Raw genomic sequence first — 20,123 nt, 5'->3', positions numbered from 1 at the left:
TCTCAACCCTCGACGACGTCGAGATAATCCTCCGGCCGCGTGCGATCCTCCGCATGCGCCATGCCCATCACGCGCACCAGCACGCTCACCGCCACCGACACCACCAGGTTCACGACCAGCGACCACACGGCCGCATAGCCGGGGATCGCGAGGCCGAACAGGTGGATCGTGAAGATCGAAGTGGCCAGCTTCAGCGAGATCGCCATCCACGTACCGCAGACGATGCCGGCCGCCCAGCCGGCCAGCAAGCCGCGATGGTCGAGCACGCGCGTGTACAGGCCGAGCACGATCGCCGGCAGCGTCTGGATGATCCAGATCCCGCCGAGCAGTTGCAACTGGATCGCGTAGGTCAGCGGCAACCCGAGGATGAACGCCACCGCGCCGACCTTCACGATCAGCGACACGAGCTTCGCGACGTGCGTCTCCTGGTCGTGCGACATGTTGCGGTTCACGAATTCGCGGTGGATATTGCGCGTGTACAGGTTCGCGGCCGCGATCGACATGATCGCCGCCGGCACCAGCGCGCCGATGCCGATCGCCGCGAACGCGACGCCGACGAACCACGACGGGAAGTACTCGAGGAACAGCGCGGGCACCGCGAAGTTCGGGCCGAACGCCTTGAAGTACGGCGCGTACTGCGGCATGTCCTTCACGCCGGAGGCGAGCGCCATGTAGCCGAGCAGCGCCAGCAGGCCGAGCACGAACGAGTACGCGGGCAGCATCGCCATGTTGCGGCGGATCGAGTTGCCCGACGACGACGACAGGATCGCCGTGACCGAGTGCGGATACAGGAACAGCGCGAGCGCCGAGCCGATCGCGAGCGTCGCATACGCGCTGTAGCCGTTCAGGCTCGCCGCGTCGGGTGCCTTCAGCAGCAGCTTCGCGGGCGGCACCGCGGCGAAGATGTGCCCGAAGCCGCCGAGCTTCGCGGGGATCACGATGACCGCGGCGGCGATCGTGATGTAGATCAGCACGTCCTTCACGATCGCGATCATCGCGGGGGCGCGCAGCCCCGACGTGTACGTGTAGGCGGCGAGGATCGCGAACGCGATGATCAGCGGGAGGTCGCCGACGAAGCCGGTCGTGTCGAAACCGAGCGCGCCGATCACCACCTCGATGCCGACGAGCTGCAGCGCGATGTACGGCATCGTCGCGAGGATGCCCGTCACCGCGATCGCGAGTGCGAGCATCCGGCTGCCGTAGCGCGCGTTGACGAAATCGGCGGCCGTGACGTAGCCGTGCCGCTTCGCGATGCTCCACAGCTTCGGGAACACGACGAACGCGAACGGATAGATCAGGATCGTGTACGGCAGCGCGAAGAAGCCCATCGCGCCGGCGCCGAACACGAGCGCGGGCACCGCGACGAACGTGTAGGCCGTGTAGAGATCGCCGCCGAGCAGGAACCACGTGACGACCGTGCCGAAGCGGCGTCCGCCGAGGCCCCATTCGTCGAGATGGGCAAGATCGCCGCGCCGCCAGTTCGCGGCCAGGAAACCGATGATCGTGACGCCGATGAACAGCAGGACGAAGACGAAGGTCGCGCCGAGATTCATTGCGCACCTCCTTGCGTGCCGCTCGCCTTCCACGCGTTCTTGGTCTTGAAATACACGAACGCGGTAATCACCGCGCTGATGAAGACCCAAAGCAACTGGTACCAGTAGAAAAACGGAAAACCGAACCATTGCGGTTCGATCTTGCTGTACGACGGCACCCAGACCATCGCGATCAGCGGCAGTACCAGCAGCCAGAGCCAGCGCTTGGCGGTCCGGTTGGCGTCGGCATCGTGAGCCATGACGTCTCCTCTTCTATCCCGGTTATCGATCTTGTTGAGCGGGTACGGCAGCGAGAGGAGCAGCAAAACGGGTAGGCTGCGGCGCCCCTGGCTTCGCGCCAGTATAGGAGCCGCGAGCACGCGGTCAAGCAGGGGCGAACCCGAGGTGATCCGCCCCTTGTCGCGGGTTGCACCGGCCTGTCGCCGATGCATCCGGCGTCAGATCGCGAACGCCGCGTCGCGCGCGCCGGTCGTTGCTTTCAAAGCTTTCACCCACTTGCGCGCGGGCAGCTTCAGCGTGTCCTCGATCAGCTTCGCGCGGGCGTCGAGCTGCGCGAACGGCACGTCGAGCGCGGGGCCCGAAAACGCGATCGCGATCCGGTTGCCGTCGTGCACTTCGGGCAGCGCGATCACGCGGTGATCGAACGCCGCGTTCAGGTGCTTCATGTTGCGCACGAAGCTCGGATGATCGCCGAACAGGTTGATCGTCGCGATGCCGGCATCGGCGAGGCAGCCGCGCACCGCGCGGTAGAACGCGACACTGTCGAGCACGGGGCCGCGCGCGGTCGCGTCGTACAGGTCGATCTGAATCGCGCCGGTCGTGCCGCGGTTGGCCGGATCGTTGACGAAATCCCACGCGTCGGCTTCGTGCACGGCGAGGCGCGCGTCGTCCGGCGGCAGCGCGAACATCGTGCGCGCGGCGACGATCACGGCCGGGTTCAGCTCGACGGCCTCGACCTTCGCGTGCGGCAGGAATCGATGCGAGAACTTGGTCAGCGCGCCGGTGCCGAGGCCGAGCTGGACGATCCGCTCGGGCGTTTCGAGGAACAGCAGCCACGCCATCATCTGCTGCGCGTATTCGAGCTCGATATGCAGCGGCTTCGAGATCCGCATCGCGCCCTGCACCCATTCGGTGCCGAAATGCAGGAAACGCACGCCGCCCTCTTCGGAGAACGTGACGGGCGCGAAGCGCGGCTTGCGCGGCGCTTCGAGCACCGGCACGTCGTCGTGTTCGTCGATGTCCGGGCGGCGCTTCACGCGCGGCGGCTGGAGCTTTTCGGAGCCGTTGTAGGCGGACGCCTTGCGTTGCTTGAACGCGCGCGCCTCGGCGGACGCGCGCTTGATCAGTCGGGTCATGATGATTGAATCTCGCTGGGGTGACGCTGGATGAGCGGACGAGAGGATAGCATTGGTGGGAGGACGAACGGTCGGAGCCCGCCCGGCCGTTGTGCGCCCGCGATCCATTCGCACGCCGTGAGCGGCGTGCACGATAATGCAAGGCAACCACACGGAAGGAAGCTCGCTGACGGAGCTGGCCGCTTTTGCGAAGCGATGCGCTATCGTCAGCGCCACGCCGGCTCACGGGACCATCCTCGCCACAACCGGCAGACGATGAGGGGACACCATGAGGTCGAACGACAGGAATATCTGGTTTCCGGCGAAACGCTACGGATGGGGATGGGGTTTGCCAGTGGCATGGCAGGGCTGGGTCGTACTGCTGCTGTTCGCGATCGGAATTGTCGCGAGCGCGTCGCTGCTGCCGCCGCAACGCTCGCCGGTTGCGTTCGGCGCGTGCATCGTGGTGCTGGTCGCACTACTGACCGCGGTGTGCTGGATCAAGGGCGAGAAACCGCGGTGGCGATGGGGCAAGGACGATTGAGCGCCGCGGACGGCCGACATCGGCATCAAGCACGAATCGCCCGAGCCAAAATCCGGCTCGATCGTGCTAATTTTTGGCTCGATCGTGCTAACATCGCAACCTATGACCAAGCTCGGCGACGCCCTTTTCTCCAACGCACAGCAACCCATTCTGGCCTGCCTGTTTGGGCGGCCCGAACAGTGGTTTCACGTCAAGGAGTTGATTCGGCTGACGAATCTGGGCAGCGCCAGCGTCCAGCGCGAATTGAATCGCCTCGAAAAAGGCGGGCTCATCGAAACCCGACGCATCGCCAATCTCAAACAGGTACGGGCCTTCGCAGGCAGCCCCATTTTCAGCGAGCTGCGGCTCATCGTGCTCAAAACTTTCGGGGTCGTCGAGGTACTCCGCGAAGCGCTGTCATCGCTGGCTTCAGAGATAAAACTCGCCTTTGTGTACGGCTCGGTTGCCCAAGGCAGCGACCACGCAGGCAGTGATGTCGACATTATGTTGGTCAGTGAGACCCTCAGCTATGGACAAATCATGGCCGCACTCGAGCCGGCTGAACGGCAGCTCGGCCGGGCGATCCAGATTACCCAGTACATTCCCGGCGAGTTTCTCGAACGGAAGCGCAACAATCATCCATTTCTTGCGGAAGTGCTGCGCCAGCCGAAGCTTATGGTTATAGGAATCGAGGATGACATCGAACAGATTGGATAACCTCGTACGCATTGGAAAACTAAAACCTTTCCCGGCGAACCGCAGCGAATTCGAGCATCTGCTTGGCCTCGCTCGAACCTTGCTCGACACCGTCACAAGCAGTAGCGCAATGGCAACGGAAAGCCAGTTCATTCTCGCCTACGACGCTGCTCACGCCGCATCACGCGCCGCGTTGCGGGCTCATGGATATCGGAGTGACGACAGATACCTGGTTTTTCAGTGCCTCGAACACACGATCGGATGGCCAACCGAAAAGTGGCGCGTGCTCGATACCTGCCATCGGCGGCGTAACGCGGCCGGATACGAGGGCAACATAGATCTCCCAGCGAGTTTGACGGCCGAGTTGGTCGGGCTTACGACCGAGCTCGTTGAAACCGTATCTCGACTCAAACATCTGCTACCGCCCACCTGATACTGCTTCACCGAATACTCGAAATCCGGCGAGTCTCGGAAGCGCAGTCCGCGCCATATCACCTGCTTCTGTTCAAACGAAAGCATCGAATTTGCTGGACTTGACGAGCGGCAATGGTCCACGTCGACCTGCGGTTTCCCCGTGCCGTTTCTGCGGGAATCGATCATTCCGTTCGGTGCGTCGGAATATGTCGCGCTGTTCGAGACCGACGACCATCGGACGGTGACGAGCCTTGCGGTGCGCGATCAGCAGGAAAGCGATTGCTATGGAAGCCGGCTGGAAAGAATCTCGCGCCAACACGCCAGCTTCTGCTCGAACGACAGCATCGCATTCGCCGGGCTCGACGAAGGCAGCACGAGCGTTTCGTACCCGGCCTGGCCGATCACGTCGGCGAATCGCCCTGCCGTCTTGCCGTTGAAGCACACGCGCTTCAGCAACGGCGCATGCTCGCGCAGCGAATCGAAGTCGTTCGGCTTTGCGTTCCGGATCGCCGAATCGAGACTGCCCTGCCGGTGGCACGCATCGAGGACGTCCCAGATGCCGATGCCGTGCGACAGCACGCGCTCGAGCCGCGCGTCGTACGGCAGTTCATGCAGCGTCGGCTCGCCGAGCACCGCGCCGAGCAGTCGCCAGAACTGGTTGCGCGGATGCGCGTAGTACTGCGCGGCGTCGAGCGACGCCTCGCCCGGAAAGCTGCCGAGAATCATCGTGTGCGTATTCGGCGCGACGACCGGCGGAAAGCCTTGCAACATCACGCGCTTCCGTGCGGCCCGACCGATCGCGGCCCATCGCCGTACGCATCGAGATGGCGCCACAGCGCCGGCAGCATGCACTCGGTGACCATCAGCGGCTTGCCGTGACGCTGGAACACGGAGCGCCGCGCGGCAAACGCATGCGGCGCACGCGCGCCCTGCAATGCATGGCTCGCGAGCGCATACAGCGGATGACCGGCGATCACGCGCCGGCTCACGAGCGCCGAGCGCTCGACCTGCGGATCGCTGTACAGCAGCTCCGCGAGCGGCCGCGTACGCAGCCGCCGCATCGCCTGCCACACGCCCTTGCTGGCCGCGAGCGGCGCAATGCTGTGCGCGGCGACGTACGGCGTGCCGTCGACCGACAGGATCACCTCGCGCACCCACATCGGCGCGCGCGGCGAACTGGCGAGTGCATCCGGCTCGTCGAACCACGCACGGTCGACGGCCTCGCGCGTCACGCGCACGTTCACGCGGCCGAGCCGCGCGAGATGCGCGGTCAGCGATCCGCCGCGCGTCAGCCAGTCGCGCTGGTCGAGCGTGCAGCCAGGCCGCGGCGTCTCGCGCCAGCCGGCCCGAGCGCCGTCGAATCGCATGCGCACGTTCACGCGGCGCGCGACAGCAGCAGCGCGTTGGTCCGCTTCACGAAGCTCGCCGGATCGTCGAGCATGCCGCCTTCGGCCAAGAGCGCCTGATCGAACAGCAGATGGCACCAGTCGCCGAAATCGGCGCTGTCGGCATTCAGCTGCTTCACGAGCGCATGCTCCGGATTGATCTCGAGGATCGGCTGCATCGCAGGCGCGTTCTGGCCGGCGGCCTTCAGCATCCGCTGCAGGTAGCCGCTCATGTCGTTGTCGTCCGCGACGAGGCACGACGGCGAATCGGTCAGACGGAACGTGACGCGCACTTCCTTCACCTTGTCGCCGAGCGCTTCCTTCATCTTCTCGACGACCGGCTTGATCGCCTCGCCGGCCTGCTCCTGCGCCTTCTTCTCCTCGTCGTTCAGCTCGCCGAGATCGAGATCGCCGCGGGCCACGCTCGCGAGCGGCTTGCCGTCGAATTCGTGCAGGAACGACAGCATCCATTCGTCGACGCGGTCGGTCAGCAGCAGCACCTCGACGCCCTTCTTGCGGAACACTTCCAGATGCGGGCTGTTCTTCGCGGCCTGCCACGTATCGGCGGTCACGTAGTAGATCTTGCTCTGCTCGGGCTTCATGCGCGACACGTAGTCGGCGAGCGACACGTCCTGCGCGTCGGTGTCGCCGTGCGTCGACGCGAAGCGCAGCAGCTTCGCGATGCGTTCGCGGTTCGCGTGGTCCTCGCCGAGGCCTTCCTTCAGCACCTGGCCGAACGCGCCCCAGAACGTCTTGTACTTCTCCTTGCCGGCATCCTCTTCCGCGTTCGCGAGTTCCTCGAGCATGGACAGCGCGCGCTTGGTCACGCCTTCGCGGATCGCCTTCACGTCACGGCTTTCCTGCAGGATCTCGCGCGACACGTTCAGCGGCAGGTCGGCCGAATCGACCACGCCCTTCACGAAGCGCAGGTATTGCGGCAGCAACTGCTCGGCGTCGTCCATGATGAACACGCGCTTCACGTACAGCTTCAAGCCGCCGCGATAGTCGCGGTTCCACAGGTCGAACGGCGCGTGCGCCGGCACGAACAGCAGCTGCGTGTATTCGCTGCGGCCCTCGACGCGGTTGTGGGTCCACGTGAGCGGATCCTGATGATCGTGCGCGATGTGCTGGTAGAACTGCGTGTACTGCTCGTCGGTGACGTCGCTCTTCGAACGCGTCCACAGCGCGCTCGCCTGGTTGACGGTCTCGTCCTCGTCCTTCAGGACCATCTCGCCCTTTTCCTGATCCCACTCTTCCTTCTGCATCAGGATCGGCAGCGCGATGTGGTCGGAGTACTTCTGGACGATCGACTTCAGGCGGTGCGACGACAGCAGGTCGTCCTCGCCTTCGCGCAGGTGCAGCGTGATCGTCGTGCCGCGCTGCGCGCGCTCGATCGCGTCGATCGTGAAATCGCCCTCGCCGGCGCTTTCCCAACGCACGGCTTCGCTCGCCGGCAGGCCCGCGCGGCGCGTTTCGACGGTGATCCTGTCCGCGACGATGAAGCCCGAGTAGAAGCCCACGCCGAACTGGCCGATCAGCGCCGCGTCCTTCTGCTGGTCGCCGGACAGCTTCGTGAAGAATTCCTTGGTGCCCGAACGCGCGATCGTGCCGAGGTTCGCGATCGCCTCGTCGCGGCTCATGCCGATGCCGTTGTCGTCGATCGTGATCGTGCGCGCGGCCTTGTCGTAGCCGATGCGGATGCGCAGGTTCGGATCGTTCTCGTACAGCGCGTTGTCCGCGAGCCCTTCGAAACGCAGCTTGTCGGCTGCGTCGGACGCATTCGACACCAGTTCGCGCAGGAAGATTTCCTTGTTGCTGTAGAGCGAATGGATCATCAGGTGGAGGAGTTGCTTGACCTCTGCCTGAAAGCTCATCGTTTCATGTGCCATGGATATTGTTTCCTCTTACTTGAACTGAAAAGGGGTAACGCCGGCGCCCGGCGCGCGATGCCGGCGGCCCCACGAAGGACGACCGCCTGGCGCCGGCGGTTTGCGCGCCTATCTGGGGACGGCACGCGGCATTTCAAGAGCCCGCCGCGCCGCGTCAGGACGCGCGCCGCGCCGCCGAGTCGATATAGCGCGCCAGCAGCCCCGGCAGCGCCGGATCGCCGCAGTTCGCGACGTTGAAGCGCATCCACGTGGACGGCGACTGCTGCGGCGAGAACAGGCTGCCCGGCGTCAGCAGGAAGCCGGCTTCGTGCGCGACCGCCGCGAGCGCGTCCGAATCGACGCCCGTGTCGGCCCACAGGAACATCCCCGCCGCCGGCATCGTGAAGAGCCCGAGCCCCGTGCGCTCGAGCATCCGAGCGGTCTTGTCGCGCACGCCGTCGAGCCGCGCGCGCAGCCGCTCGACGTGGCGCCGGTAATGCCCTTCGGTCAGGATCTTGTACAGCACGCGTTCGTTGAGCTCGGGCGTCGTCATCCCGACCAGCATCTTCTGGTCGGTGACCGCCTTCGCGATCTCCGGCGCGCAGGCCACGTACCCGACCCGCAAGTTCGCCGCGAGCGTCTTCGAATAGCTGCCGAGATAGATCACGCGCTTCAACTGGTCGAGGCTCGCGAGGCGCGTGGCCGGATAGCTGGGCGGACACAGATCGCCGTACACGTCGTCCTCGACCACGAGGAAATCGTAGGCCTCCGCGAGCTTCAGGATCCGGAACGCCTGCGCGGCCGACAGCGACGTGCCGGTCGGGTTCTGCAGCACCGAGTTGATCACGAGCATCTTCGGCCGCCACATCTGCACCAGGGTTTCGAGCGCGTCGAGATCGGGGCCGTCGGGCGTATACGGCATCCCGACGAGTTGTGCGCCCTGCGCCGCGAAACGGCCGAACATCTGGAACCACGCGGGATCGCCGACGATCACCGCATCGCCCGGCCGCATGTAGATCCGCGAAATCAGGTCGATGGCCTGCGTGATGCCGGAAACCAGCACGATCTGTTCGGGCTTCGCGCCGATCTCGACTTCGGCGAGGCGCGTCTGCAGTTGCTGGCGCAGCGGCAGGAAGCCCTGCGCGGTGCCGAAGCCGAGCATCTGCGCGCCCGACTGGCGCCCGAGCGCGCGCAGCGCCCCGGTGATCAGCTCGCCGTCGAGCCAGCGGCCCGGCAGGTAGCCAAGGCCCGGCCCCTTCTCCGGGCTGACGGTGTGCAGCATGTTGCGCAGCAGCCAGACGACGTCGATCGTGTTGTGCACGGGCGCGGCCTCGGCCACGCGCGCGACGCTGTCGGCCGGCTGCGGCCCGGCGCCCGTGCGCTCGCGCACGTAGAAGCCGGAGCCGCGCCGCGAGTCGAGGTAGCCCTGCGCAACGAGGCGCTCGTAGGCCTCGACGACGGTGAAGCGCGACACGCTCTTGTCGAGCGCGAGCTTGCGGATCGACGGCATGCGCATGCCGGGACGGAACACGCGTTCGTCGATGCGCCGCCGCGCCCACTGGACCAGCTGGTCGACGAGCGTGAGCGTGGCCGTGTCGTGCGGCGCGGGAATCTGGGCGAGTGGGACGGTGGACATGGGCGGCAGCTCCAACTGTACCGAAGGCTATCGCGCCGATTGTACCGTTACTGTGCCGGTAGCGACGATTACAGTTGACCGGAATGGCGATCGTGCGGCCGCCGTTCGCGCCCCGCCGCACCAGGCGCTGGGGCGCCGGCCCGTATTACGGCTCGTACCGCGGCCGGTCCGGCCGCCGCCCGGCTCGTCGCCCGCCTACCATGACACTTTCGTTTCCCGACCCACGTTCATGCCTGCTCGCTCCCTGACACTCGACCATCTCGTGATTGCCGCGCGCACCCTCGACGAAGGCGTGCGCCATGTCGCCGACGCACTTGGCATCGAACCGGCCGGCGGCGGCCGCCACCCGCTGATGCGGACCCACAATGCGCTGTTCGGCGCGTGGGGCGGGCTCTACCTCGAAGTGATCGCGATCGATCCCGATGCGGCCGCGCCGGACGACGGGGCGAAGCCGCCGCGCGCGCGGCTGTTCGGCCTCGACGATCCGGCGATCCACGCGCGGCTCGCGCAGGGCCCGTTTCTCGCGCACTGGGTCGCGCGCGTCGACCGCCCGCGCCAGCTTGCGCTGTGGCAGCGCCAGTATCCGGCTCGTATCGCGCCCGTCGTCGCGATGCAACGCGGCGACCTGAGCTGGGGCCTCACGGTGCCCGACGACGGCAGCTTCCCCGCCTGGCAAGACGCAGGCGACGGCCTCGTGCCGTCGCTGATCCAGTGGGACAGCCCACGCCATCCGGCCGAATCGCTGCCCGGCGACGGCATCGCGCTGAAAGCGCTCAAGGGCACCCACCCGCGCGCGGATACGATCCGCGAGCAGCTCGACTGGCTCGGCGCCGCTCACCTGCTCGACGTCGAACCGACCGACGGTCCGCCGGCGCTCGTCGCCGAATTCGACACGCCGCAGGGCCCGCGCACGCTGCGCTGAACGCCCGCCCGATCACGACCACCCTGCAAGACGGAGACACCCACGACATGAATTCGCGCGAAACCCGGGGCATGCTGCTCGGCCTCATCGGCGTGATGATTTTCAGCCTGACGCTGCCGATGACGCGGATCGTCGTATCCGAACTCAACCCGCTGCTCAACGGGCTCGGCCGCGCGCTCGCCGCCGCCGTGCCGGCAGCCCTGCTGCTGTGGTGGCGCCGCGAGGCGCTGCCGACGCGCGCGCAACTGAAAAGCCTCGCGATCACGTCGGCCGGCGTGATCATCGCGTATCCGGTGTTCTCGGCCTGGGCGATGAAATCGGTGCCGGCGTCGCACGGCGCGGTGGTCAACGGGTTGCAGCCGTTGTTCGTCGCGCTGTATGCGGCATGGCTGTCGCACGAACGGCCGTCGAAGGCGTTCTGGGTCAGCGCGGTGGCCGGCAGCGCGCTCGTGATCGCGTTCGCGCTGCGCGACGGCGGCGGCACCGTGCAGGCCGGCGACGCGCTGATGCTCGTCGCGGTCGGCATCGGCGCGCTCGGCTATGCGGAAGGCGCGCGCCTCGCGCGCCAGATCGGCGGCTGGCAGGTGATCTGCTGGGCGCTCGTCGTGTCGGCGCCGTTCCTCGTGCTGCCGGTCGGCTGGCTCGCGTGGATGCAGCACGCCGCGCATCCGGGCCCGCTCGCGCTGCGCACGTGGCTCGCGTTCGGCTACGTGACCCTCTTTTCGCAATTCATCGGCTTTTTCGCGTGGTATGCGGGACTCGCGATGGGCGGCACCGCGCGCGTCGGCCAGGTGCAACTGCTGCAGATTTTCTTCACGATCGCCTTTTCCGCGCTGCTGTTCGGCGAAACGGTCACGTCGTCGACGTGGCTGTTCGCGGCCGCCGTGATCGCGACCGTGGTACTCGGGCGCCGCTCGGCGGTCGCCACGACCGCGCAACCGGCTCGCGCCGGCTGAACAGGTGCGCCATAATGACCGTTTTGCCTGATCGGTTTTGCCCACCCAGCCGCGAAGGCTCGATCGCACTCGCGTTCGCCCACCCGGCAGCGTCGAAGCGATCCGCCCGAACGACCTTTCTTGACTGACCACGATATCCGAACGAGGAGACTATGAATCCGAGCGACCTGCACCCGCCGCACTGGCAGCTTTCCGAACGCGCCCGCAAGCTGACGAGCTCTGCGATCCGCGAGATCCTGAAGGTCACGGAGCGCCCCGAGGTCATCTCGTTCGCCGGCGGCCTGCCCGCCCCCGCGACGTTCCCGGCGGAACGCATGCGCGCCGCCGCCGACCGCGTGCTGCGCGATGCGCCGGCCGCCGCGCTCCAGTACAGCGCGACCGAAGGCTACCTGCCGCTGCGCGAGTGGATCGCCGAACGCTACGGCGTGCGCGTGTCGCAGGTGCTGATCACGACCGGCTCGCAGCAGGCACTCGACCTGCTCGGCAAGGCGCTGATCGACCCGAACAGCCCGATCCTCGTCGAAACGCCGACCTACCTCGGCGCGCTGCAATCGTTCTCGCTGTACGAGCCGCGCTACGTGCAGGTGCCCACCGACGAGCAGGGCCTGCTGCCGGAAGGTCTCACGCCCGAACTCACGCAAGGCGCGCGCCTGCTGTACGCGCAGCCGAACTTCCAGAACCCGACCGGCCGCCGCCTGCCCGTCGAGCGCCGCCGCGCGCTCGCCGCGTTCGCGCAGTCGAGCCCGTTCCCGGTGCTGGAAGACGATCCGTACGGCGCGCTGAACTACCAGGGCGAGCCGCTGCCGACGATGCTGTCGATGGCGCCCGACCACGTCGTGCACCTCGGCACGTTCTCGAAGGTGCTCGCGCCGGGCCTGCGGATCGGCTACATCATCGCGCCCGAGGAACTCCACTTCAAGCTCGTGCAGGCCAAGCAGGCCACCGACCTGCACACGCCGACGATCACGCAGCGCATCGCGCACGAAGTGATCAAGGACGGCTTCCTCGACGAGCACATCCCGACGATCCGCGAGCTGTACAGCGCGCAGTGCGACGCGATGCTCGGCGCGCTCACGCGCCACATGCCGGAAGGCGTCACCTGGAACCGCCCGGAAGGCGGGATGTTCATCTGGGTAAACCTGCCCGCGCAGATCGACAGCATGAAGCTGCTCGCCGCGGCCGTCGACAACCACGTCGCCTTCGTGCCGGGCGCGCCGTTCTTCGCGGAGAACGCGCAGCAGAACACGCTGCGCCTGTCGTTCGTGACGGTGCCGCCCGAGAAGATCGAGGAAGGCGTCGCGCGTCTCGGCAAGCTGCTGCGCGAGCGCCTCTGATCCCCTTTTTCCCTGTCACGACTCTCTACGAGGAATCGAACGCATGGCTAACGTCTACGACAAACTGAAGTCGCTCGGCATCGAGCTCCCGAACGCCGGCGCACCGGCTGCCGCCTACGTGATGAGCGCGCAAAGCGGCAACACGGTCTACCTGTCGGGCCACATCGCGAAGAAGGACGGCAAGGTCTGGGTCGGCAAGCTCGGTGCGGATCTGCAAACGGAAGACGGCAAGGCGGCCGCCCGCTCGATCGCGATCGACCTGCTCGCGACGCTGCACGCGCACACCGGCGACCTGAACAAGGTCACGCGCATCGTCAAGCTGATGAGCCTCGTCAACTCGACGCTCGACTTCACCGAACAGCACGTCGTGACGAACGGCGCATCGGAGCTGATCGCCGAAGTGTTCGGCGACGCGGGCAAGCATGCGCGCTCGGCGTTCGGCGTCGCGCAGATCCCGCTCGGCGCGTGCGTCGAGATCGAACTGATCGCCGAAGTCGCGTAACGGGGCACATCGCGATGCCTGGCCGTCTCGTTCGTTTCAAGCAGGTCGACGTGTTCACGTCGGTGCCGTTCAAGGGCAATCCGCTTGCCGTGGTGTTCGACGCCGATGCGCTCGGCGACGACGCCATGCTCGAGATCGCCCGCTGGACGAACCTGTCGGAAACGACGTTCCTCTGCACGCCGACCGATCCGCAAGCCGACTATCGCGTGCGGATCTTCACGACGGGCGGCGAACTGCCGTTCGCCGGCCACCCGACGCTCGGCACCGCGCATGCGTTCCTGGAAAGCGGCGCGCGGCCGCGCACGCCGGGCCGGCTGATCCAGCAGTGCGGGGTCGGCCGGGTCGCGCTGCGCGAGCAGGCCGGCGGCTGGGCGTTCGCCGCGCCGCCGGCGCGCGTCACGCCGCTCGACCGTTCGGACTACGCGGTACTGGCCGCCGCGCTGCGCAGCGACGCGCTCGACCTGGACGCCGAGCCGTGCGCGGTGGACAACGGCGCGCCGTGGCTCGTCGTGCGGCTGAAGTCGGCCGACGCGTGCATCGGCCTGTCGCCCGATCCGGCCGCGCTCGCGGCGCTTACCCACCGCTACGGCGTGCACGGCGTGGCCGCCTACGCGCCGCACGCCGAAGGCGGCCCCGCGACGTTCGAGATTCGCTGCCTGATGACGGGCGACAAGTTCGGCACCCCCGGCGAGGATCCCGTCACCGGCAGCGCGAACGCCGCGCTCGCCGGGTTGCTGACGCGCCAGGATCGCCGCCCCGGCCCGTCGTACACGGCCCGCCAGGGCACGGCGATCGGCCGCGACGGCCGCATTTTCGTCAGCTACGACGAAGACGGCACGACCTGGATCGGCGGCCACGTCGTCACGGTCGTCGACGGCACGTTCCGGTCGCCCGCCTGACATTTCGCGATGTGCGATGGCGCCGGCTCGTCCGGCGCCCTACGCTTTGCCCAACTATCGCAAAAACGTTCCAGCCAGTAATATCGGGCCTAATCCGTTGTTTCGGAGGTCTGTCCATGGTTGCGCGTCCCGCGAACGAACAGACGTCGGGACAATCCGAACCATAGCCGGCCATCCAGACGGATGGCGCACGCGAGCAGGACGCCGCCCTCTTCGATGAGCTCCGCCCGGTCCAACCACACGCCGCCGAACCGGCCGCTGCGCGCGCCGCGCAAATCGCGCCGGCGTGCGCTGTTTGCCATCCCGCTGCTCGGGATGCTGGCGCTCGCGCTGCTGTGGGCCGTGATCATCGCGCGTCTGTCCGTTGAAAAGGACAGCGCCTACAAGGAAGCGGCGGCCTCCGCGGCGATCCTGTCGTCCGCGCTCGAGCAGCATACGGTCAAGGCGATCCACCAGGTCGACCAGATCACCCGCTTCGTCAAGTTCGAATTCGAGAAATCGCCGGCGCGCTTCAATCTCGCGAGCGCCGTCGAGAAAGGCGTCGTGCCGAGCGACACGCTGATCCAGGTGTCGCTCGTCAACGCGAAGGGCATCCTGTTCGCGAACACCGCCGAGCTCCATCCGCAGCCGATCAACCTCTCCGACCGCGAGCACTTCAAGGTTCACCTCGCGCACAACGACGACCGCCTCTTCATCAGCAAGCCCGTGCTCGGCCGCGTGTCGAGCCACTGGACGCTGCAGATGACGCGGCGCCTGAACAACCCGGACGGCAGCTTCGCGGGCATCGTCGTGGTGTCGGAAGACCCGAGCTACTTCACGAACGATTTCTACAACAACGCGGCCATCGGCAAGGAAGGCGTGATCTCGGTCGTATCCGACACGGGCGCGGTGCTCGCACGGCGCACGGGTTCGGTGAGCAACGCTCCGGGCGCGTTTTCGGCCTCGGGCGTCTACCCGATCGCGGAGCGCGTGACGGGCACGATCATCGATCCGATCGACGGCGTGACGCGCATCGTGTCGTACCGCCACCTCGACGGCTACCCGCTCGCGGTGATGGTCGGGCTGTCGCAGACGGAGGAGTTCGCGGACTACTACCACACGCGCAACGTCTACCTGCTGATGACGAGCTTCATCACGCTCGCGATGCTCGCGTTCTTCGGCGTCGCGACGGGGCTGATCGGCAAGCTGCTCGGCCGCGAGCGCGAAATGACGCAGCTCGCCGAATACGACCTGCTCACCGGCCTCGCGAACCGCTATGCGACGCTGCGCGGGCTGCGCAACGACGTGTCGATGCCCGCGAGCCTGTCGCGGCTCGGCCTGCTGTTCATCGATCTCGACAACTTCAAGACCGTCAACGACACGCTCGGCCACAACGCCGGCGACATCGTGCTGCAGATGACCGCGTCGCGCCTGGCCGATGCGGTCGACGACGAAGGCTCGCTCGCGCGCATCGGCGGCGACGAGTTCGTGGTCGTGATGAAGGGCGACGACGTCGAGCGGCGCGCGGTGCGGCTCGCGGAAGCGATCATCCGGATGTTCAGCGAGCCGTTCGACGTACGCGGCAGTTCGTTCGTGCTGCATGCGAGCATCGGCATCGCGCTGCACACCGTCGCGAACGAAAGCGAGATCGACCTGCTGAAAAAGGCCGACCTCGCGATGTACAGCGCGAAGGACGCCGGCAAGAACTGCTACCAGTTCTATGCGCCGCATCTGTCGCACCGCGCCGACCACCTGATGCGCTGGGAACAGCAATTGCGCGTCGCGCTCGCCGAGGGGCAGCTGTTCCTCGCGTACCAGCCGAAGATCGACCTCACGCACCGCACCATCACCGGCTTCGAGGCGCTCGCGCGCTGGGATCATCCCGAACACGGCGTCATCTCCGCGAACGAATTCATTTCGATCGCCGAATCGACCGGCCTGATCGTGCCGATCGGCGACTTCGTGATCCGCACCGCGTGCGAGCAGATCGCGCACTGGCGCGACGAAGGCCACGACACGCTGACGCTCGCGGTCAACATCTCGCCCGTGCAGTTCTGGCGCGGCGACCTGATCGAGACGATTTCTCAGGCGCTGCAGGACACCGGCATCGACGCGAACCGGCTCGAGCTCGAGATCACCGAAACCGCGATGATGGAATATCCGGAACTCGTATCCGAGAAGATCGTCGCGCTGAAAAAGCTCGGCATCCGGATCGCGCTCGACGATTTCGGCACCGGCTATTCGTCGCTGTCCTACCTGCACCGCTTCTCCGTCGACACGCTGAAGGTCGACCGCTCGTTCGTGCAGGCGATTCCGACCGATCGCAGCGTGTGCGTGATGGTGTCGTCGATCGTGCATCTCGCGCGCTCGCTCGGGTTGACCGTCGTCGTCGAAGGCACGGAGACCGAGGAGCAGATCACGTGGCTGTCCGCACTCGGCGAAATCGAGGCGCAGGGCTTCCTGTTCTCGCGCCCGGTGCCGGCCGATGCGATTCCCGCGCTGATCGCACGCTTCGGCGTGCGCGGCGATCATCCGAACGTCGTCGCGCATCGCGCGACCGGCAGCACGGGCGCCTGAGCGCCGCGCCGCTGCCGCCGTGGCGCGCGTTGCGCGCTGCCGCAATTGTTCCGTTTTCCGATCCTATCGCTTAGTTCATTAACTAGCGTTTTCGCGCATGGCAGTGTCATGACGCGCGGCGGACAATCGGGAGGGCCTACGTGTCGGCGGGCCGCCGGCATGACCATACGCGAGAGATCCGGCCCCGCGCCAACCACACGATCATGACCACCGTCGAAGTCGAAGCGACCGCTCGTGTCGAAGAGGCACCGGCATCCCTATGGGCCTTGTTCAAGGTCGTCGCCGGTATTTCGGCCGTCTCGTGGGGCGGGCTTTCGATGATGGCGCAACTCGAACGCCATTACGTGGAGCGGCTGCAGCGCATCGAGCCGCACGTCTTCGGCGATCTCGTCGCGCTCGCGTGGCTCGTACCGGGCCCCGTCGGCTGCAATGTCGCCGTGCAGGTCGGCCAGGTGCTGCATGGCCGGGCGGGCGCATGGGTCGCCGGCATGGCGAGCGTGCTGCCGTTCTCGATCCTGATGACGCTGTTCGCGATCTTCTATCAGACGCCGCTCGTGCGCTCGCTTGCGGCGCCGATGCTGATCAATCACTTCGGGATGGTGCTCGCCGCGTTGATCGGCGTCACGTGGGTCAAGCAGTTGCGCTCGCTCGCGCGCACGCGGCTCGAACAGTCGATCGCCGCGCTATCGACGATTCTGCTCGCTTTCGCGCATAGTCCGGCCGCTTTCGTCGGGATTCTGTTCGCCGCATTTGCAGCGGGCTGGCTGACGGGGCCGTCGCAACGCGACGCGGTCGATTTCACGCTGTCGAAACGCGACCGCGGCCTGCTCGTGCTGCTCGGCGTGCTCGTCCTGCTGTTCGCGGTGCCGCTGCCCGGCGATTACCAGGACGAGTTACTGTGGCCGCGCCTCGCGGGCGCCGGCATGACGCTGTTCGGCGGCGGCTTCTCCGCGCTGCCGGTGCTCAAGACGCTGTTCGTCTCGCCGGCAACCGGCATCTCCGATCACGACTTCACGCTGGCGTTCGCGCTGTCGCCGGTCGCGCCGGGGCCGTTGCTGAATGTGGTGCCGTTTCTCGGCTACCTGACCGACGGCTGGGTCGGCGCGCTGCTCGCCACCGCCGCGCTGTTCATCCCGTCGGGATGCCTCGTCGTGTTCGCGCAGAACCACCTGTTCCGGCTCAAGCGCCATTCGCGCTTCGAGCACGGGATGCGCCTGCTGCGCGCGGCGACGACGGGCTTTCTCGTGGTCGCCGTCGTGAAGATCCTGCATCGCGAGCCGGCCGACCCGATTTACTGGCTGACGGGCGCCTTCGCGACGCTGTGCTTCACGCGCTTCAAGGTGCCCGTCTATGCCGTGTACGGCGCGGTCGCCGTTGCATGCAGCGTGTGGCTGTGGGCCGCCGCGCGTTGACGGGCGGCGGCCTTCCCTGCGAGGCCTGGCGTACCCGGCTCCGTCAACCGGCCTGCACCGCGAGCCGGCGCGCCATCCAGCGGGCGCGCAGCGCGTCGTATGCGAGGTTGAAGCAGAACGTGTAAGGCAGGAAGAACAGCACGATGCCGAGGTCGAGCAGCAGCGCCTCGACGAGGCTCACGTTCAGCCACCACGCGGCAACCGGCACCACCATCGCGACGAGCCCGAGCTCGAACGTCACCGCATGCGCGACCCGCATGCCGAGCGTGCGCGTCAACCCGGCCCGCCGCTCGAAGCGGTCGAACAGCGTGTTGAAGGTCATGTTCCACGCCATCGCGATCAGCGACACCATCACCGTCAGCACACCGACGTGCGACACCGGCATGTCGAGCAGCCACGCGCCGATCGGCGCGCACAACGCGATCGCCACCAGTTCGAACGTCAGCGCGTGCAGCAGGCGTTCCGTCACCGTTTTATTCGTCTGTTTCATGATGCTCTCCAATGCATGACTTGATCCATGTCGGTCATTCTGATCGGTGAGACCGCGTGAATCCAGTTTGGTATCATCGGTTTTACCGATATGACGCCGCCAGGAGCATTGCATGCATCACGCCCCGGAAGCCCTGCTCGCATTCGCCGAAGCGGCGCTGCTCGGCTCGTTTACGGCCGCCGCACGCAAGCTCGGCAAGCGTCAGTCGACCGTGTCGGAGGCGATCGCGAACCTCGAAATCGATCTCGGCGTGCAGTTGTTCGATCGCTCGACGCGCACGCCGACGCTCACCGATGCCGGGCGCGCACTGCTGCCGCAGGTGCAGCGCGCGCTCGAAGCCAGCGCGGCGATCGACCGCACGGCCGCCCGGCTCGCGCACGGCGAGGAAGCGCGGCTCACGCTCGTCGTGTCCGATACGTACCAGTCGAAGCGCTACGAAGAGACGTTGATGGCGCTCGAACGGCGCTTTCCGGCACTCGAGCTCGAATGCCAGATCGCCGAGCACGACGATGTGCTCGACCTGATCCAGCAAGGCCGTGCGCAACTCGGGCTGATGGCCGCGCGCGCGACCTACCCGGCCGATATCGGCGCGGCGACGGTGGCGGAGGAATCGGAGATCGGACTGTTCGTCGGCCGCACGCACGCGCTCGCCGAATACGGTGACGCCGAGGTGCCGCACGCGGCGCTGCGCGACGTGCGCGAACTGCGCCTCAATACGTACGTGAAGACCGAAGGCCGCGGCACCGACGACCGGATCGTCGTCGGCACGCAGCACTGGCTGGCGCCGAGCTACCTGATGCTGCTGGAGATGGCCGTACTGGGGTTCGGCTGGGCGGAACTGCCGCGCTGGATGGTCGAGCACTTCGCACGCGACCGCCTGTGCGAGCTGCGCTCGCGCGGCTGGCCGCGCCGCGTACGGGTGGATGCGGTCTGGTCGCGCAACCGGCCGCTCGGGCCGGCCGGTTCATGGCTGCTCGACGCGATGCTGGCCGCGTAGCGGCGCGTGCCGCCGCGCTTCGGCCTGTGGCCGAGAGCTGGCGCCGGCCCGTCAGAAACCGCGCGACAGCACGGCCGCGCCGATCGTGACGACGCCGAGCACGAGGTTCACGACGACGAGCATGCGCACCGCGTTCACCGCGCGCGCGCCGTCCGGCCAGTTCTGCGCTTGCACCGCACGGCGAATGCGCGGGAACAGCGCGAAGCGGATGTGCCCGAAGATCAGCATCATCACGACGCCGAGCCCGGCCATCGCATGCAGCGACCAGGTCGCGTGCGCCCCGCCGAAGCTCATCAGCAGGAACCCGCCGGACAGCAGGATCACGATCACGGCCCCGGACACCCAGTTGAAGAAGCGACCGAACACGCCTTCGATCAGCGGCAACCGGAGCTGCGGCGACAGGTCGGACAGCGCCGGGCGCAGGCAGAAGTTCGCGAAGACCATCCCGCCCACCCACACGGCGACGGCCAGCAGGTGAAGAAACAGCGCGACGGCAACGGCATGGGACATGGGGACGATCCTGTGATGAGTGGGGTGCAGCGAACGGCCGCGTCGCACGCGGCATCAAGCGACGTTCGACCCGCCAGCCGCGTCGCGGTTCAGGCCCTCGGCGCGATTTCACATTATTTTGCAAGTTCCGCGTGTC

General features: G+C 66.9%; 20 protein-coding genes. 11 read left to right on the top strand and 9 right to left on the bottom strand.

Going from position 1 to position 20,123, the window contains the following annotated elements:
* Positions 1 to 2 precede the first annotated feature (2 nt).
* From HWX09_RS29820 to HWX09_RS29810, 3 genes are all read right to left on the bottom strand, one after another.
* On the bottom strand, positions 3 to 1,553 hold the full coding sequence (locus HWX09_RS29820) for a sodium:solute symporter family protein (RefSeq protein WP_027785065.1): 1,551 nt from the start codon (positions 1,551 to 1,553) through the stop codon (positions 3 to 5).
* A complete protein-coding gene (locus HWX09_RS29815) occupies positions 1,550 to 1,792 on the bottom strand; it encodes a DUF3311 domain-containing protein (protein ID WP_027785066.1) in 243 nt (80 codons plus the stop codon). The genes HWX09_RS29820 and HWX09_RS29815 overlap by 4 nt, the downstream gene beginning before the upstream one ends.
* A 198-nt stretch (positions 1,793 to 1,990) precedes the next feature.
* Complete coding sequence (locus HWX09_RS29810; protein ID WP_027785067.1) at positions 1,991 to 2,908, bottom strand: spermidine synthase; 918 nt, start codon at positions 2,906 to 2,908, stop codon at positions 1,991 to 1,993.
* Between the two features lie 268 nt (positions 2,909 to 3,176).
* On the opposite strand from HWX09_RS29810, the gene HWX09_RS29805 reads away from it, so the two are divergent.
* The 3 genes from HWX09_RS29805 (at position 3,177) to HWX09_RS29795 (ending at position 4,539) form a co-directional block, all read left to right on the top strand.
* Positions 3,177 to 3,431 carry a DUF5336 domain-containing protein gene (locus HWX09_RS29805; RefSeq protein ID WP_027785068.1) on the top strand — a complete coding sequence of 85 codons (255 nt, stop codon included), beginning with the start codon at positions 3,177 to 3,179 and terminating at the stop codon, positions 3,429 to 3,431.
* Between the two features lie 102 nt (positions 3,432 to 3,533).
* Positions 3,534 to 4,127: a nucleotidyltransferase domain-containing protein gene (locus HWX09_RS29800; RefSeq protein ID WP_027785069.1), complete on the top strand. Its 594-nt coding sequence runs from the start codon at positions 3,534 to 3,536 to the stop codon at positions 4,125 to 4,127.
* Positions 4,105 to 4,539 (top strand): hypothetical protein, encoded by a 435-nt coding sequence (locus HWX09_RS29795; protein ID WP_080681356.1) that lies wholly within the window; start codon positions 4,105 to 4,107, stop codon positions 4,537 to 4,539. The genes HWX09_RS29800 and HWX09_RS29795 overlap by 23 nt, the downstream gene beginning before the upstream one ends.
* Positions 4,540 to 4,802: 263 nt before the next feature.
* On the opposite strand, the gene HWX09_RS29790 is transcribed toward HWX09_RS29795, so the two are convergent.
* The 4 genes from HWX09_RS29790 to HWX09_RS29775 form a co-directional block, all read right to left on the bottom strand.
* Positions 4,803 to 5,291 (bottom strand): DNA-deoxyinosine glycosylase, encoded by a 489-nt coding sequence (locus HWX09_RS29790; RefSeq protein WP_027785070.1) that lies wholly within the window; start codon positions 5,289 to 5,291, stop codon positions 4,803 to 4,805.
* Positions 5,291 to 5,887 carry a chorismate lyase gene (locus HWX09_RS29785; protein ID WP_027785071.1) on the bottom strand — a complete coding sequence of 199 codons (597 nt, stop codon included), beginning with the start codon at positions 5,885 to 5,887 and terminating at the stop codon, positions 5,291 to 5,293. The genes HWX09_RS29790 and HWX09_RS29785 overlap by 1 nt, the downstream gene beginning before the upstream one ends.
* A gap of 8 nt (positions 5,888 to 5,895) precedes the next feature.
* Positions 5,896 to 7,794 carry a molecular chaperone HtpG gene (gene htpG / locus HWX09_RS29780; RefSeq protein ID WP_027785072.1) on the bottom strand — a complete coding sequence of 633 codons (1,899 nt, stop codon included), beginning with the start codon at positions 7,792 to 7,794 and terminating at the stop codon, positions 5,896 to 5,898.
* 154 nt (positions 7,795 to 7,948) lie between these two features.
* Positions 7,949 to 9,409, bottom strand: a complete 1,461-nt coding sequence (locus HWX09_RS29775) for a PLP-dependent aminotransferase family protein (RefSeq protein ID WP_027785073.1) — start codon at positions 9,407 to 9,409, stop codon at positions 7,949 to 7,951.
* Positions 9,410 to 9,638: 229 nt separating this feature from the next.
* Between HWX09_RS29775 and HWX09_RS29770 the strand changes: the two genes are divergently transcribed.
* The 7 genes from HWX09_RS29770 to HWX09_RS29740 all read left to right on the top strand — a co-directional run bounded on the left by HWX09_RS29770 (position 9,639) and on the right by HWX09_RS29740 (position 17,990).
* Entirely contained in the window at positions 9,639 to 10,331 is a 693-nt protein-coding gene (locus tag HWX09_RS29770; protein ID WP_027785074.1) for a VOC family protein, read from the top strand.
* A gap of 47 nt (positions 10,332 to 10,378) precedes the next feature.
* On the top strand, positions 10,379 to 11,287 hold the full coding sequence (locus tag HWX09_RS29765) for a DMT family transporter (RefSeq protein WP_027785075.1): 909 nt from the start codon (positions 10,379 to 10,381) through the stop codon (positions 11,285 to 11,287).
* A gap of 152 nt (positions 11,288 to 11,439) precedes the next feature.
* Positions 11,440 to 12,621, top strand: coding sequence for a PLP-dependent aminotransferase family protein (locus HWX09_RS29760; RefSeq protein ID WP_027785076.1), 1,182 nt, complete (start codon positions 11,440 to 11,442; stop codon positions 12,619 to 12,621).
* A gap of 43 nt (positions 12,622 to 12,664) precedes the next feature.
* The gene (locus HWX09_RS29755) at positions 12,665 to 13,123 is read left to right on the top strand and encodes a RidA family protein (protein ID WP_027785077.1); all 459 of its coding nucleotides are present in this window, start codon (positions 12,665 to 12,667) and stop codon (positions 13,121 to 13,123) included.
* 14 nt (positions 13,124 to 13,137) lie between these two features.
* On the top strand, positions 13,138 to 14,022 hold the full coding sequence (locus HWX09_RS29750) for a PhzF family phenazine biosynthesis protein (RefSeq protein ID WP_027785078.1): 885 nt from the start codon (positions 13,138 to 13,140) through the stop codon (positions 14,020 to 14,022).
* Positions 14,023 to 14,238: 216 nt separating this feature from the next.
* On the top strand, positions 14,239 to 16,578 hold the full coding sequence (locus HWX09_RS29745) for an EAL domain-containing protein (RefSeq protein WP_027785079.1): 2,340 nt from the start codon (positions 14,239 to 14,241) through the stop codon (positions 16,576 to 16,578).
* A 203-nt stretch (positions 16,579 to 16,781) separates the two neighbouring features.
* A complete protein-coding gene (locus tag HWX09_RS29740; RefSeq protein ID WP_027785080.1) occupies positions 16,782 to 17,990 on the top strand; it encodes a chromate transporter in 1,209 nt (402 codons plus the stop codon).
* Between the two features lie 43 nt (positions 17,991 to 18,033).
* Here the strand turns inward: HWX09_RS29740 and HWX09_RS29735 are convergent, their stop codons facing one another.
* Complete coding sequence (locus HWX09_RS29735) at positions 18,034 to 18,480, bottom strand: multidrug/biocide efflux PACE transporter (RefSeq protein WP_027785081.1); 447 nt, start codon at positions 18,478 to 18,480, stop codon at positions 18,034 to 18,036.
* A gap of 112 nt (positions 18,481 to 18,592) precedes the next feature.
* On the opposite strand from HWX09_RS29735, the gene HWX09_RS29730 reads away from it, so the two are divergent.
* Positions 18,593 to 19,477 carry a LysR family transcriptional regulator gene (locus HWX09_RS29730; RefSeq protein WP_027785082.1) on the top strand — a complete coding sequence of 295 codons (885 nt, stop codon included), beginning with the start codon at positions 18,593 to 18,595 and terminating at the stop codon, positions 19,475 to 19,477.
* 51 nt (positions 19,478 to 19,528) lie between these two features.
* Here HWX09_RS29730 and HWX09_RS29725 read toward each other — a convergent pair whose 3' ends face one another.
* On the bottom strand, positions 19,529 to 19,987 hold the full coding sequence (locus HWX09_RS29725; protein ID WP_027785083.1) for a CopD family protein: 459 nt from the start codon (positions 19,985 to 19,987) through the stop codon (positions 19,529 to 19,531).
* Positions 19,988 to 20,123 lie beyond the last annotated feature (136 nt).

Source organism: Burkholderia sp. BCC1208, from assembly GCF_902833095.1.
GTDB lineage: Bacteria > Pseudomonadota > Gammaproteobacteria > Burkholderiales > Burkholderiaceae > Burkholderia.
The sequence above is the reverse complement of the archived record's forward strand: the minus strand, read 5'-3'. Positions and strand labels throughout refer to the sequence as shown.

Coding starts and splice junctions, on each gene's coding strand:
- HWX09_RS29820 (WP_027785065.1), bottom strand. CDS start 1,553: ATGAATCTCGGCGCGACCTTCGTCTTCGTCCTGCTGTTCATCGGCGTC.
- HWX09_RS29815 (WP_027785066.1), bottom strand. CDS start 1,792: ATGGCTCACGATGCCGACGCCAACCGGACCGCCAAGCGCTGGCTCTGG.
- HWX09_RS29810 (WP_027785067.1), bottom strand. CDS start 2,908: ATGACCCGACTGATCAAGCGCGCGTCCGCCGAGGCGCGCGCGTTCAAG.
- HWX09_RS29805 (WP_027785068.1), top strand. CDS start 3,177: ATGAGGTCGAACGACAGGAATATCTGGTTTCCGGCGAAACGCTACGGA.
- HWX09_RS29800 (WP_027785069.1), top strand. CDS start 3,534: ATGACCAAGCTCGGCGACGCCCTTTTCTCCAACGCACAGCAACCCATT.
- HWX09_RS29795 (WP_080681356.1), top strand. CDS start 4,105: ATGACATCGAACAGATTGGATAACCTCGTACGCATTGGAAAACTAAAA.
- HWX09_RS29790 (WP_027785070.1), bottom strand. CDS start 5,291: ATGTTGCAAGGCTTTCCGCCGGTCGTCGCGCCGAATACGCACACGATG.
- HWX09_RS29785 (WP_027785071.1), bottom strand. CDS start 5,887: ATGCGATTCGACGGCGCTCGGGCCGGCTGGCGCGAGACGCCGCGGCCT.
- htpG (WP_027785072.1), bottom strand. CDS start 7,794: ATGGCACATGAAACGATGAGCTTTCAGGCAGAGGTCAAGCAACTCCTC.
- HWX09_RS29775 (WP_027785073.1), bottom strand. CDS start 9,409: ATGTCCACCGTCCCACTCGCCCAGATTCCCGCGCCGCACGACACGGCC.
- HWX09_RS29770 (WP_027785074.1), top strand. CDS start 9,639: ATGCCTGCTCGCTCCCTGACACTCGACCATCTCGTGATTGCCGCGCGC.
- HWX09_RS29765 (WP_027785075.1), top strand. CDS start 10,379: ATGAATTCGCGCGAAACCCGGGGCATGCTGCTCGGCCTCATCGGCGTG.
- HWX09_RS29760 (WP_027785076.1), top strand. CDS start 11,440: ATGAATCCGAGCGACCTGCACCCGCCGCACTGGCAGCTTTCCGAACGC.
- HWX09_RS29755 (WP_027785077.1), top strand. CDS start 12,665: ATGGCTAACGTCTACGACAAACTGAAGTCGCTCGGCATCGAGCTCCCG.
- HWX09_RS29750 (WP_027785078.1), top strand. CDS start 13,138: ATGCCTGGCCGTCTCGTTCGTTTCAAGCAGGTCGACGTGTTCACGTCG.
- HWX09_RS29745 (WP_027785079.1), top strand. CDS start 14,239: ATGAGCTCCGCCCGGTCCAACCACACGCCGCCGAACCGGCCGCTGCGC.
- HWX09_RS29740 (WP_027785080.1), top strand. CDS start 16,782: ATGACCACCGTCGAAGTCGAAGCGACCGCTCGTGTCGAAGAGGCACCG.
- HWX09_RS29735 (WP_027785081.1), bottom strand. CDS start 18,480: ATGAAACAGACGAATAAAACGGTGACGGAACGCCTGCTGCACGCGCTG.
- HWX09_RS29730 (WP_027785082.1), top strand. CDS start 18,593: ATGCATCACGCCCCGGAAGCCCTGCTCGCATTCGCCGAAGCGGCGCTG.
- HWX09_RS29725 (WP_027785083.1), bottom strand. CDS start 19,987: ATGTCCCATGCCGTTGCCGTCGCGCTGTTTCTTCACCTGCTGGCCGTC.